Source organism: Micromonospora sp. WMMD558, assembly GCF_049315255.1.
GTDB lineage: Bacteria > Actinomycetota > Actinomycetes > Mycobacteriales > Micromonosporaceae > Micromonospora.
Genome location: NZ_CP186061.1, coordinates 4,464,502 through 4,477,591, shown reverse-complemented (window position 1 = coordinate 4,477,591; position 13,090 = coordinate 4,464,502). Strand labels below are relative to the sequence as shown.

Here is a 13,090-nt window from a genome sequence, read left to right as displayed (position 1 = left end):
GATACTTGTGTCGTCAACTACCGCCGGAGGACGATGAGCATGCGCGACGTGCTCGGTGATCTCCTGGACTGGTGGCGCGCGGACCAGCCGGTCGCGATGGCGACCGTCGTCGGCACCTGGCACAGCGCACCCCGACCACCCGGTGCGGCGATGCTCGTCGGCCCCGACGGCACAGCGGTCGGCAGCGTCTCCGGCGGCTGCGTCGAGGCCGCCGTCTACGACCTCGGCCTTGCGGTGACCGAGTCCGGCGCGCCGCGGCTCGCCCGGTACGGCGTGAGCGACGACGACGCGTTCGAGGTGGGACTGACCTGCGGCGGCACCATCGAGATCTTCGTCGAACGCGTCGACCGCGCGTCGTACCCGGAGCTCGACCAGGTGGCGGAGGCGATCGCGGCGGGCCGACCGGTCGCGGTGGCAACGCTGGTCCGCGGCGACGCGGACCGGCTCGGCCGGCGGCTGGTCGTCTGGCCCGACCGGGTCGCCGGCGGCCTCGGCTCGCGCCGGCTCGACGACGCCGTGACCGACGACGTCCGCGGCATGGTGGCCGCCGGACGGACCGGTCCGCTGCGGTACGGCTCCGACGGCGAGCGCCTCGGCGACGAGCTGACGGTGTTCGTCGCCTCGTTCACACCGCCCCCGCGGATGATCGTCTTCGGGGCGATCGACTTCGCGGCGGCGCTCGCCCGCACCGGCGACTTCCTCGGGTACCGGGTCACGGTGTGCGACGCCCGGCCGGTCTTCGCCACCGCCCGCCGGTTCCCCGGTGCCGAGGTCGTGGTCGACTGGCCGCACCGCTACCTGACCGGCGAGATCGACGCGGGACGGGTCGATCCGCGCACCGTCGTGTGCGTGCTCACCCACGACCCGAAGTTCGACGTCCCGGCGCTGCGCGTCGCCCTCGGGCATCCCTTCGCGTACGTCGGTGCGATGGGCTCGCGACGCACGCACACGGACCGCGTCGCCCGGCTCCGGGCCGAAGGGGTGTCGCCGGAGCAGCTTGCCCGGCTCGCCTCGCCGATCGGGCTGGACCTGGGGGCGCGCACACCTGAGGAGACCGCGGTGAGCATCGCCGCGGAGATCATCGGCGCCCGATGGGGCGGCACCGGCCACCGACTGTCCGAGCTGGACGGTTCCATTCACGAGAACCTGGATCGGTACTGATGCAACTCGAACACCACTTCGTCGTGGCAGCACCCGTCGACCGCGCCTGGGAGGTGCTGCAGGATCTGGAACGGATCGTTCCGTGCATGCCGGGCGCGGCGCTCACCTCCCACGAGGGCGACGAGTTCACCGGCACCGTCCGCGTGAAGCTCGGCCCGATGGTCATGACGTTCGCCGGCCGGGGCCGTTTCGTCGAGCGCGACGACGCGGCGCGCCGGATGGTGATCGAGGCGTCCGGCCGCGACACCAAGGGGGCCGGATCGGCGTCGGCGACGGTCGCCGCCACCCTGCGCGCCGACGGCGACGCCACCGCCGTCGCCGTGCTCACCGACCTGACGATCAGCGGTCGGGTGGCCCAGCTCGGTCGCGGGATGATCGCGGACGTGAGCAGCCGGCTGCTCGACGAGTTCACCGCCTGCCTCGCCGGACAACTCGCGCCGACGCCGGCCCCCGTCGCCTCGGCCGCCGCGCCGTCGGCCGCCGCCTCCGCCGATCCGTCGGCGGATGTCGCCGAGGCCCCGCCCGCACAGGCCGCCGGCCAGCCGGCCATGCCGACCGCCCACCCCGTTGCAGCCGCCGGCCAGCCGGCCGCGCCAGCCGCCTCGCCGGTGGCGTCCGCCGGTGCCCGGCCGGCCGCGGCCCTCGACCCTCCGGGACCCGGCGCGGTGGTCCCCGCCCCGCGCGGTCCCGTCGAACCGATCGACCTGCTCGGCGTCACCGGCGTACGGGCGACGGCTCGCCGCCTCGCGCCGCACGTCGTGACGTTCCTGCTCGGCGGGGCCGTGGGCGCGGTGCTGGGAGTGTGGCTGGCTCGACAGTGAGGCGCGGCAAACCACCGGAGGCGGCCGTCCGGACCGGGCCGGACGGCCGCCGTGTGGTTCGTCAGCGGTTGCCGCGGACCCGACGGACGGTGTCGCGGTACCAGAGCGCGCTGCGCTTCGGCGTGCGCCGCTGGGTGTCGTAATCGACCCGGACGATGCCGAACCGCTTGTCGTAGCCGTACGCCCACTCGAAGTTGTCCAGCAGCGACCAGGCGAAGTAGCCCCGCACGTCCGCCCCGGCCTGGCGGGCCCGGGCCACCGCGCGCAGGTGCTCGGCCAGGTAGGCCACCCGGTCGTCGTCGGCCACGAAGCCGTCGGCGTCCGGCTGGTCGTCGAAGGCGGCGCCGTTCTCGGTGATCACCAGCGGCACGCCCGGGTAGTCGCGGCCGAGCCGGACCAGCAGGTCGGTGAACGAGTCCGGCACGATCTCCCAGTCCATCGCGGTGCGGGGCAGGTCCCGGCGGACCACCCGCCGCACCGGCCGGCCCTCGTCGTCCCGCTCGCGCCCCTGCTCGTCCACGCCGGAGAAGAGCTGCCCGAAGTAGAAGTTGACGCCGAGCACGTCGATCGGGCTGGAGATGACGTCCAGGTCGCCCTCCCGCACCGGGATGCGTACCCCGTCGCGGGCCAGGTCGGCCACCACGTCCTCCGGGTACCGGCCGTGGATCAGCGGGTCGAGGTAGAGCCGGTTACCGAGGCCGTCGGCGGCGCGGGCGGCGTCCCGGTCCGCCGCGCTGTCGGTGACCGGGTCGGCCGTGGCCAGGTTGACGGTGATGCCGAGTTCCAGCGGCCGGGTGGCCGCCGCCCGCAGCCGCCCCGCCGCCAGCCCGTGGCCGAGCAGCAGGTGGTGGGCGGCGGCGATCGCGTCGCCCAGGTCGCGCCGGCCGGGCGCGTGCAGGCCGTACGCGTACCCGAGCATGGCCGAGCACCACGGCTCGTTCAGCGTGGTCCACGTCCGTACCCGGTCGCCGAGCGCGTCGAAGACCAGCTCCGCGTAGTCGGCGAACCGGTAGGCGGTGTCCCGGGCCGGCCAGCCGCCGGCGTCCTCCAGCTCCTGCGGCAGGTCCCAGTGGTACAGCGTGACCCACGGGTCGACTCCCCGGCCGAGCAGTTCGTCGACGAGCCGGTCGTAGAAGGCGAGCCCGGCGGCGTTGGCCGGCCCCCGCCCGCCGGGCTGCACCCGCGGCCAGGCCACCGAGAAGCGGTACGTGTCCAGGCCGAGGTCGGCGATGAGGGCCACGTCCTGCGGCATCCGGTGGTAGTGGTCGCACGCCACGTCGCCGTTGTCACCGTTCACCACCGCGCCGGGGACCCGGCAGAAGGTGTCCCAGATGGACGCCGTGCGACCGTCCTCGGCGACCGCGCCCTCGATCTGGTACGACGAGGTCGCCACACCCCACCGGAACGTCGGTGGCAGCGTGTCGATCGGGTCGGCCTCGGTCGACGTCGCCGGGCTGGTGGGGATGCTGTCCATGGTTCTCCTCGCGGTCGCGGACGGTGGGTCGGAATCGGGCGTGCGGGCGTCCGCCGGGCCGGGGTGGCTCACCGGGTCACCACGTCGGCGGCGGGGTGCAGCCAGCAGGCGACGGTGCGGCCCGGGTGGTCGTCGACGGGTGCGCCGAGGACGGGAAGCGCGTTGTCGCAGGGGGTGAACGCTCGGGGGCACCGCGGGTGGAAGGCGCAACCGGCCGGCATGGCGCGCAGGTCCGGCGGGGAGCCGGGGATGCCGGCGAGCTCGCGCCGCGGCCCGCGCAGCGCCGGGAAGGAGTGCAGCAACCCCTCGGTGTACGGGTGCAGGGCGGCCCGGTACAGCTGCGCCGCCGGTGCCTCCTCGACGATCCGTCCGCCGTACATGATGGCGATCCGGTCGGAGAACTCGACCAGCAGGGACAGGTCGTGGGTGATGAACAGCACCGCGAAGCCGAGCCGCTCGCGCAGCTCGGCGAGCTGACCGAGGATCTGCCGCTGCATGACGACGTCGAGCGCCGTCGTCGGCTCGTCCATGATGACGATCTGGGGTTCCAGCGCCAGCGCCATACCGATCATGACGCGCTGGCGCATGCCGCCGGAGAGCTGGTGCGGGTAGCTGTCCATCCGGTCGGCCGAGATGCCGACCAGCTTGAGCAGTTCGCGGGCGCGGGCGAGCCGGGCCGGAGCGCTCATGCTCGGCTCGTGCGCCTTGATGACGTCGAGTAGCTGGGTGGAGATCCGGTGGACCGGGTTGAGCGAGTTCATCGCCCCCTGGAACACGATCGACGTCTCCGCCCAGCGGAAGCGGCGCAGTTCGGCGGGGGAGAGCGCCATGATGTCGATCGGTTCGCCGTCGGTCGGGTGGTAGCGGACGGATCCGCCGCGGATCACGCCGGGCGGCGGCAGCAGCCGGGTGATCCCGTACGCCAGGGTGGACTTGCCGCTGCCGCTCTCGCCGGCCAGCCCCAGCACCTCGCCGCGGCGCAGGGTGAGGTCGACGTCCCGGACCGCGCGCACGGCCTGGTCGCCGATCCCGTAGTCGACGTTGAGGCCCTTGATCTCCAGGACCGGTCGCGTCATCGAGGACCACCCTTCCGGTCGGTGCTGCTGAGGACGACCGCGTCGACCGGGACCGGCGGCGGGGCCGCCGCCGGCGGGTCGAGTACGGGGGTGAATCCGACCCGCATCTTCACGGTGTGCCCGGACGCGGTGCGGATCCGGGTCCGGCCGCTGCTGCGCAGGCGGGGACTGACGAACTCGTCGATGCCGAAGTTGATCAGAGCGAGCGCGGTGCCCAGCAGCGCGATGGCCAGGCCGGCGGGCACGAACCACCACCACGCCCCCTGCGCGAGGGCCTGCTGGCCCTGCGCCCAGAACAGGATGGTGCCCCAGTTCCACGACGTGATCGACGAGATGCCGATGAACGCCAGGGTGATCTCCGACATCACCGCGAAGATGACGGTGCCGACGAAGCCGGACGCGATGATCGCGGTGAGGTTCGGCAGGATCTCGAAGAGGATGATCCGCCAGGTCCGCTCGCCGGTGGCACGGGCCGCCTCGACGTAGTCGCGGCGGCGCAGCGACAGCGTCTGCGCGCGGAGCACCCGGGCCCCCCACGCCCACGAGGTGAGGCCGATGATGAGCGCGACCAGGGTGTCGCTGGCCCGCTCCACGATCGACGTGATGATGATGATCAGCGGCAGTGCCGGGATCACCAGGAACACGTTGGACAGGGCCGACAGGCCCTCGTCGGCCACCCCGGAGAGGTAGCCGGAGGTCACGCCGATGAGGATGGACAGGAGCGTCGCGATCACGCCGGCGATCAGGCCCACGACGACGACGCTTCGGGTGCCGACCAGGATCTGGCTGAAGATGTCCTGGCCGAGGTGGGTGGTGCCGAACCAGTGCTCCGCCGACGGCGCCTGCAGGACGTCGCTGCTCCGGGCGCTCGGGTCGTACGGCGCCACCCACGGCCCGATGATCGCGAAGAGGCCGTACACGGCCAGGACGACCAGGCCGGTCGCGACCTTGGCGTTGGCGATGAACCGGAACCGGCGCCGCTTCGCCCGGCCCGGCGCGGCCGACGGCTGGGCCATGGCTCCCTGGCCGGGGATGACCTGCTCGATGCTCGACGGTGAGAATGTCATCGCTCAGCTCTTTCGGGTCCGCGGGTCGAGGAGCAGGTACGCGACGTCGGCGAGCAGGTTCGCGACCAGCACGGAGATCGTGATGATCAGGAAGATCCCCTGCATCAGCGGGTAGTCCTTGGCGCCGACCGCCTGGAAGAGCTGGTACCCGAGCCCCGGGTAGGAGAAGACGATCTCCACCAGCAGGGTGCCGCCGACGATGAACCCGAGCGACAGCGCGAAACCCGAGACGTTGGGCAGCAGCGCGTTGCGGGCCGCGTAGCTGAGCGCCACCCGCCGCTCCGACAGGCCCTTCGCGTGGGCGACCGTGATGTAGTCCTCCGAGGAGACGGTGACCATCATGTTGCGCATGCTGAGGATCCACCCGCTCATCGAGGAGACCAGGATGGTGGCGGCGGGCAGGATGCTGTGCTGGATGGCGCTCGGGATGAAGTACTGGTCGAACGCCGGCACGAGGCCCGGCTCGTAGCCGCCGGAGGACGGGAAGAAGCTCCCCGGCCCGGCGAACAGGGCGATCGCGACGAGGCCCAGCCAGAAGTACGGGATCGAGGAGAGGAACGTGGTGGCCGGCAGCAGGGCGTCGATCCACGAGCCGCGCCGCCAGCCGGCGCCGACACCGAGCGCGGTGCCGAGCAGGAAGCTGACGATCGTGGTGACGCCGACCAGGCCGACGGTCCACGGCAGGCTGTCGCCGATCACCGTCGACACCGGCGTCGGGAAGAACGTGAAGGACAGGCCGAGGTCGCCCTGGACGAGCTGTTTCCAGTAGTCGACGTACTGCTCCCAGACGCTGTCGTTGTCGTCCAGGCCGAACAGGACGCGAAGCGATTCGATGGCGTCGGCGCTGATCCGGCCCTGGTTGCGGGAGATGAGGGACTGGACCGGGTCGCCGGGGATCAACCGTGGGATGAAGAAGTTGAGGGTGATGGCCGCCCACGCCGTGAACAGGTAGAAGGCCACGCGCTGCAGCAGGAACCTCATCGGGCGTCCCCCACGGTGGCGGTGCCGTCCCGGCGAGCCGGCGGCACGGTCGGGTCGGCGTCGGGCGCGGCGGAGCCGGGGCCCTCGGCGGCGACCGTGGCCGGGTCGTAGAGCCAGCACGCCGCCCAGTGGCCGGGCCGGTCGCCGATGGTGTGCCGGGGCGGCAGGTCGACGGTGCAGCGGGGCATGACGTGCGGGCACCGGGGGTGGAAGCGGCAGCCGGCGGGTGGGCTGATCAGGCTCGGCGGCTCGCCGTGGCCGCGGTCCGCCCCGCCGACGTCGGCGCCGCCGTCGCCGGTGATCCGGTCGGGGTCCGGCGCCGACCCGATGAGCAGCCGGGTGTACGGGTGGGCCGGGTTCTGGGTGACGGTCTCGCTGTCGCCGCCCTCGACCATGCGGCCGGCGTACATGACGATCGTCTCGTCGGCGAAGTAGCGGGCCGAGGCGATGTCGTGGGTGATGTAGAGGACGGCGAGGTCGAGCCGCTCCTTGAGGTCCCGCAGCAGGTTGAGCACCCCGAGGCGGATGGAGACGTCCAGCATGGACACCGGCTCGTCGGCGAGGAGCACCTCCGGGTCGGCCCCGAGCGCCCGGGCGATCGCGACGCGTTGCCGCTGGCCGCCGGAGAGCTCGTGCGGGAACGCGTCCAGGTAGCGCTCGGGCGGTGTGAGGCTGACCCGGGTGAGCAGGTCGGCGAGGGCCTTGTCCAGGTCCTCGGCGGTGCGCCCGGCGTTGCCGTGGATCCGCAGCGACCGGGTGAGGTGGTAGCGGACGGTGTGCACCGGGTTCAGCGACGCGAACGGGTCCTGCAGGATCAGTTGGACGCGCCGCACGTACGCCCGGAACGCGCGCCCGCCGCGGACCCGGGTCGACGTGCCGTGCAGGCGGAGGTCGCCGGCGGTGCGCGGGTAGAGCTGGGCCAGCAGCCGGGCCACCGTGGACTTGCCGGAGCCGGACTCTCCGACCAGCGCGGTCACCTGGCCCCGGCGCAGCACGAACGAGACGTCGTCGACGGCGTGGACGGCGGCCGTCGATCGGGTGAGAAGGTCACGCAGCCGCCTGCGGACGGGGAAATGCTTGGTCAGGCCGACGGCCTCCAGCACCACCTCGTTGACCGGCGCCTCCGCGCTGTCGCTCAACGTCATGGCGAGTTCCTGTCTTGGGGTGGGTGTGGGTGCCCCTCCCCGGCCGGCAGTGGCCGGGGAGGGGCACCCGAGGGGATCAGCTGTTGGCGGGCCTGAGGTGCAGGACCACGTCCACCGCGTTGGGCTGGGTGGGCTGCATCGCGCCGTACGGGTTCGAGTCGTCGGGCCACCCGACCCAGTTCTTCGTGCTGTACGCGCCACCGATGTTGTCCGCGCCGACCGGGATCATCGGCATCTGCTCGACGAAGATCTTCTGCAGCGTGTTCATCGCGGTGGTCCGCGCGGCCTCGTCGGTCGCGTTCGCGTACGCCTTCAGGGCCTCGGTCGCCTGCGGGTTGTTGAAGCGGCCGAAGTTGCCCGCCGGGGAGGCGGTGCCGATCGGCTTCAGCACCCGGCCGTCCATGACGGTCCGGTAGATGTCGTACGGCGTGGCGCCGCCCTCGGTCCACCGGAAGGTCGCGTCGAAGTTGCCCTGCTCGACGTTGCGGAACCAGGCGTCCTGGTTGGCCTTGTCGATCGTGGCGGCGATGCCGATCTTGGACAGGTTGTCCTTCACGATCTCCAGGCTGGTCTGGTAGTCGGACCAGCCGGCCGGGTCGGTGAGGGTCAGCGTGACGGCCTTGCCGGTCCGGTCCTTGAGGGTGTTGCCCTCCAGCTTGTAGCCGGCGCCGGTGAGCAGCGCCTTGGCGCCCTCGACGTCGACCTTGTGCTCCTGGCCCTTGAACTCGGGGGCGATGAACGGGTCACCGGCGGGGCTGGGCAGGCCGGTCACGCTCTTCACCAGCGGGTGGAAGTACGCGGCCTCCGCCGTGGTGAAGATGTCCTCGCGGTCGATGACCATGTTCATCGCGCGCCGCAGCGCCGGGTCGTCGAACGGCTTCTTCGTGGTGTTGATGTAGAGGCCGTGGATGCCGAGGATCGCCGGCGCCCACACCTTGTGGTTGGCCGGGTCCTTGTCGACGAAGACGGCCTTGTAGTTGGGGATGAAGACGAAGCTCCACTCCGACTCGCCGTTGGCGAGGGCGGTGGTCTGCGCGCTGTTGTCGGTGTACGACGTGAAGCGCAGCTCCTTGACCTTCGGCAGGTCCTGCCAGTAGCCGCTCTCCCGGACGGTCAGGGTGGTGGTGGCCGGGGTGAACGACTTCAACGTGTACGGGCCGCTGCCGACCGGCTGCTTGACCTGGTCGGTCGTCGGGTCGCTGATCTTCTCCCAGATGTGCTTGGGCACGATCGGCACCCGCCACAGGACCTTCTGCTGGTTGACGAACTGCGGGCTGGAGGTCTTGATGGTGACCTCGTTGCCGCTGGCGGTCGCCTCGGTGTAGGGCACGCCCTGGTCGTTCAGCGCCGGGTACTTCTTGACCAGGTTGTACGTGAAGGCGACGTCCTCCGCCGTGACCTTCTGACCGTCGGACCAGGTGGCGTTGTCCCGGATGGTGACCTTGACGGAGGTGTAGTCCGCCGACCACTCGGCCTTGGTGGCCAGCCACGGCTTCATCGGGTCGGCCGGCTTCACCGGGTTCCACATCATCAGCGGCTCGTAGATCTGCCACCGGTAGCCCAGCGAGGCGGCGGCCGACGTGGTGAGGAACGGGTTGTGGTTCTCGGCCTGCGGGCCGTTCGGCATGCCGACGTTGAGCACGGTGGCCGCCGGGCCGTTGTTCTTGTTCGCGTTCGGGCTGTCGCCGCAGGCGGCGAGGGCCGTGGCCACCGTGCCGGCCAGCACGATGGTGAGGAGCCGTCGTCTTCTCATGGAGGTCTCCCTCGATGCGGGGGTGTGGTGGATGGAGGGTGTGCGGTGGTGCCACCGGAGGGCGGGGCCCGCCGGCGTCGTCGGTGCGGGACAGCGTCAGGTGCCGTTGGTCGAGGCGCGCACGGTGAGTCCGGTGGGGATGACGATGGGACTGTCGGGCAGCGGGGTGCCGTCGAGGTGGGAGATGAGGGTGCGGGCCGCCGCCTCCCCCATTTCCCGCAACGGCTGGCGTACGGAACTCAGCGGCGGGTGGGTGTGTCCCGCCAGGGGCAGGTCGTCGAAGCCGACGACCGCGACGTCGGCCGGCACCCGTCGACCCGCGTCCATGAGGGCCTGCAGGGCGCCGGCGGCGGACAGGTCGTTGTGGGCGAAGACCGCGTCGAACGGCACGCCTGCGGCGAGCAGGCGCTGCACCGCCGCCCGGCCGCACTCGAAGGTGAAGTCGCCGTCCACGACGAGATCCGGGTCGATCGGCAACCCGGCCTCGGCGTAGCACTCGGCGAACCCGGCCGACCGCTCCTCCGTGCACCCGAACTGGGGCACGCCGGTGATGACGAGTGGTCGCCGCCGCCCGAGTTCCAGCAGGTGCGCCGCCGCGGCGCGGGCACCGGCGTGGTTGGTCGTCCGCACCGAGGGGAAGCGCGGCCGGTGGACCCGGTCGTCGATGAGGATGACCGGCAGGCCCTGCTCGTGCAGGGCGGTGATGTGGTCCAGCGTGCCCTCCGGCTCCACCACCAGCAGGCCGTCGAAGGACTTGGCCGACACCTGGGAGGTGAACCGCCGCATCGACTCGTCGCCCCGGTTGCAGGTGAACAGCAGCAGGGCGTACCCCTCGTCCTCGACCACGTCGACCGCGCCCTGGAGCACCTCACCCATCCAGGGCCAGGTCAGGGCGGGCACGAGCATCCCGACGACCCGGGTCCGGCCGCGGGCCAACCCGACCGCCCGCGCGCTGGGCACGTAGCCGAGGTCCGAGATGACCGCGCGGACCCGGTCCGCGGTGCTCTGGTCCACCTCGCCCTTGCCGTTGAGCACCCGGGAGACGGTCGTCTTGCTCACGCCCGCCCGGCTGGCGACGTCGGCGATGGTGATGGGCACGTGACACTCCACGGGGTGTGTGGAACCGGTTCCGGAACCGGTTGCGGAACCGGTTCCGTCGCAGTCAAGCGGAGTGACGCCGGTCACGTCAATAACGGGCGAGTAACGAATGGTTAGGTTTCCTTCCGGTGCCGCCACCGGCCGGCAGCGCCTAGTCTCGGCGCATGGCGCGGTACTACGACGTACACCCGGACAACCCGCAGCCCCGGATCCTGCGGCAGGTGGTCGACCTGATCCGGGACGGCGGCCTGATCGCGTACCCGACCGACTCGTGCTTCGCGCTCGGTTGCCAACTGGGCAACCGCGACGGGCTGGACCGGATCCGCGAGATCCGGCACCTCGACGAACGGCACCACTTCACGCTGGTGTGCCGGGATTTCGCGCAGCTCGGCCAGTTCGTGCACGTCAGCAACTCGGTCTTCCGCCTGGTCAAGGCGTCCACGCCGGGCAGCTACACGTTCATCCTGCCGGCAACCAAGGAGGTGCCGCGCCGGATGCTGCACCCGCGCAAGCGCACGGTCGGTGTCCGCGTACCCGATCACACCGTCACCCAGGCGCTGCTGGCCGAACTCGGCGAGCCGCTGGTGTCGAGCACCCTGGTCCTGCCCGGTGAGGACGAGCCGCTGACCCAGGGCTGGGAAATCAAGGAACGGCTGGACCACCTCCTCGACGCGGTCGTCGACGCCGGCGACTGCGGCAAGGAGCCGACCACGGTGGTCGACCTGTCACAGGACGAGCCGGAGATCCTGCGCCGGGGAGCCGGCGACCCCTCCCGCTTCGAGTGACGGGGCGTAGGCTGGCTGGCGTGGATCAAGAGGATCGCATTGCCCTGTTCCTCGACTACGAGAACCTCGCGTTGGGCGTACGCGACCACGGCAACGGAGTCGCCTTCGACTTCCGTCCCATCGCCGACGCCCTCGCCGAGCGGGGGCGGGTGGTGGTGCGCCGCGCGTACGCCGACTGGTCGTTCTTCGACGAGGACCGCCGGATGCTCACCCGGTCCCACGTCGAACTCATCGAGATACCGCAGCGGATGGGCGCGTCCCGCAAGAACGCCGCCGACATCAAGATGTCCGTCGACGCCGTCGAGTTGGCCTTCGAGCGCGAGTACATCTCCACGTTCGTGATCTGCACCGGTGACAGTGACTTCACGCCGCTGGTGCACAAGCTCCGCGAACTCAACAAGCGCGTCATCGGCGTGGGCGTCGAGAAGTCCACCTCGGCCCTGCTCCCGCCCGCCTGCGACGAATTCCTCTACTACGACCGGCTCGAGGGCGTCGACATCCCGTCGCCCCGCGTCCGGCGCGGCCGTCCCGCCCGGTTGCCGAGCCCCGAGCCGCTGCGAGTGGAACCGGAGCCCGAGCCGCAGCCGGAGGTCGAGGAACCCGCACGGGACGTGGAGACCCTGTCGGCCCTCGTGGCGCAGACCGTGGCGGGCCTTCAGGGCAGCTCCGGTGGCGAGGTGACCGCCTCGCGCCTGAAGCGCACCCTGCTCCGGAAGGACCCGACGTTCAGCGAGTCGGACTACGGGTTCCGCACGTTCGGTGAACTGCTGCGGCACCTCGCCGACCGCAACGTGGTGGAGCTGGCCGAGGGCCCGGCCAAGGGCGACCCGGAGGTGTCCCTACCCGAGCACGGCGAACGGGAGGAGGCCTTCGGGCTGGTCCGCTCCGTGGTCCGGGACCTGACCGGCGGCGACGGCACCGTGCCCCTGTCCGGCCTCAAGAACGCCCTGCGCCGGGCGAAGCCCGACTTCAGCGAGAAGAAGCTCGGCTACCGCAGCTTCCTCCAGTTCTGCCGGGCCGCCGCCACCAGCGGAGCCGTCGAGCTGCGGTGGAGCCCCGAAACCGACGACTATCTCCTCACCGCCGCGCAGTCATGAAAGACCTTCCGCGGACCGGCTGGCCAGGTCGTAGGCGGCGAGGACGACGCGCCCCCGGGGCGAGATCCGGTACCCGGTGCCGAGGCTCTCGGTCAGGCCGAGCTCCTTCAGCCGCCGCACCTGGCGCTTGAAGGTGTCGGTGGGCCAGCCGAGTTCGACAGCCAGATCAGGCGCCCGGACCGCGGGTCGCCGCAGAATCGCCCGTAGGACGGGCAGCACCCACGGCCCCCGCTGCGCCTGGTCGTCCATGCGTCGGAGCGCGGCCACCACACCCGCGAGTTCCGCCGATTCCAGTTGGTCCTGCTCGCGCAGCCGGTTCCGGGGATCCGGACCGGCGTGGCGGATACCGATGCGGTAGATGTCGCCGCCGGGCCGGCCGGCGAGGAAGGTCAACAGGCTGTCGCGCGATTCGAACCCGGCCCGCCGCGCGTCCTCGGGGTCGATCTCCTCCGGCTGGACGACACCTACCGAGGTGATCTCGACGAGGCCGATCAGGGTGCGCAGCCGGGTGCCGGGCCGCACTCTCGGTCTGGTCCACCGCCGGAACGCCAGCGTCACGTCGCCTCGTTCCACGGCCTCCAGGGTCGTGGCGGGAAACAGCATGCTGACCTCGATTCGGACCGTGGTTGGAT

At 71.6% G+C, this 13,090-nt stretch carries 12 protein-coding genes; 4 read left to right on the top strand and 8 right to left on the bottom strand.

All coding sequences use genetic code 11. The annotated features are described in order from the left end of the window. The first annotated feature begins 39 nt into the window (after window positions 1-39). The gene (locus ACN26Y_RS21320) at window positions 40-1,161 is read left to right on the top strand and encodes an XdhC family protein (RefSeq protein WP_155334218.1); all 1,122 of its coding nucleotides are present in this window, start codon (window positions 40-42) and stop codon (window positions 1,159-1,161) included. Then, entirely contained in the window at window positions 1,161-1,982 is an 822-nt protein-coding gene (locus tag ACN26Y_RS21315; RefSeq protein WP_422733358.1) for an SRPBCC family protein, read from the top strand. Before ACN26Y_RS21320 ends, ACN26Y_RS21315 begins: the two co-directional genes overlap by 1 nt. A 61-nt stretch (window positions 1,983-2,043) precedes the next feature. Here ACN26Y_RS21315 and ACN26Y_RS21310 read toward each other — a convergent pair whose 3' ends face one another. The 7 genes from ACN26Y_RS21310 to ACN26Y_RS21280 all read right to left on the bottom strand — a co-directional run bounded on the left by ACN26Y_RS21310 (window position 2,044) and on the right by ACN26Y_RS21280 (window position 10,576). Then, window positions 2,044-3,456 (bottom strand): GH1 family beta-glucosidase, encoded by a 1,413-nt coding sequence (locus ACN26Y_RS21310; protein WP_422733357.1) that lies wholly within the window; start codon window positions 3,454-3,456, stop codon window positions 2,044-2,046. Window positions 3,457-3,524: 68 nt separating this feature from the next. Then, window positions 3,525-4,532, bottom strand: coding sequence for an ABC transporter ATP-binding protein (locus tag ACN26Y_RS21305; RefSeq protein WP_155331989.1), 1,008 nt, complete (start codon window positions 4,530-4,532; stop codon window positions 3,525-3,527). Then, complete coding sequence (locus ACN26Y_RS21300; protein WP_196255646.1) at window positions 4,529-5,599, bottom strand: ABC transporter permease; 1,071 nt, start codon at window positions 5,597-5,599, stop codon at window positions 4,529-4,531. The genes ACN26Y_RS21305 and ACN26Y_RS21300 overlap by 4 nt, the downstream gene beginning before the upstream one ends. 3 nt (window positions 5,600-5,602) lie before the next feature. Then, window positions 5,603-6,580, bottom strand: coding sequence for an ABC transporter permease (locus tag ACN26Y_RS21295; RefSeq protein ID WP_155331988.1), 978 nt, complete (start codon window positions 6,578-6,580; stop codon window positions 5,603-5,605). After that, on the bottom strand, window positions 6,577-7,725 hold the full coding sequence (locus ACN26Y_RS21290; protein ID WP_155331987.1) for an ABC transporter ATP-binding protein: 1,149 nt from the start codon (window positions 7,723-7,725) through the stop codon (window positions 6,577-6,579). Before ACN26Y_RS21290 ends, ACN26Y_RS21295 begins: the two co-directional genes overlap by 4 nt. 76 nt (window positions 7,726-7,801) lie before the next feature. Next, complete coding sequence (locus ACN26Y_RS21285; protein ID WP_155331986.1) at window positions 7,802-9,478, bottom strand: ABC transporter substrate-binding protein; 1,677 nt, start codon at window positions 9,476-9,478, stop codon at window positions 7,802-7,804. Between the two features lie 96 nt (window positions 9,479-9,574). Continuing rightward, entirely contained in the window at window positions 9,575-10,576 is a 1,002-nt protein-coding gene (locus ACN26Y_RS21280; RefSeq protein ID WP_155331985.1) for a LacI family DNA-binding transcriptional regulator, read from the bottom strand. A gap of 164 nt (window positions 10,577-10,740) precedes the next feature. Between ACN26Y_RS21280 and ACN26Y_RS21275 the strand changes: the two genes are divergently transcribed. Together ACN26Y_RS21275 and ACN26Y_RS21270 are read left to right on the top strand one after the other, a co-directional pair. Next, window positions 10,741-11,361, top strand: a complete 621-nt coding sequence (locus tag ACN26Y_RS21275; protein WP_155331984.1) for an L-threonylcarbamoyladenylate synthase — start codon at window positions 10,741-10,743, stop codon at window positions 11,359-11,361. Between the two features lie 20 nt (window positions 11,362-11,381). After that, the gene (locus tag ACN26Y_RS21270; protein ID WP_155331983.1) at window positions 11,382-12,458 is read left to right on the top strand and encodes an NYN domain-containing protein; all 1,077 of its coding nucleotides are present in this window, start codon (window positions 11,382-11,384) and stop codon (window positions 12,456-12,458) included. On the opposite strand, the gene ACN26Y_RS21265 is transcribed toward ACN26Y_RS21270, so the two are convergent. Continuing rightward, a complete protein-coding gene (locus ACN26Y_RS21265; RefSeq protein ID WP_155331982.1) occupies window positions 12,453-13,061 on the bottom strand; it encodes a hypothetical protein in 609 nt (202 codons plus the stop codon). The two genes, ACN26Y_RS21270 and ACN26Y_RS21265, sit on opposite strands and share 6 nt — an antisense overlap. Window positions 13,062-13,090: the final 29 nt, after the last annotated feature.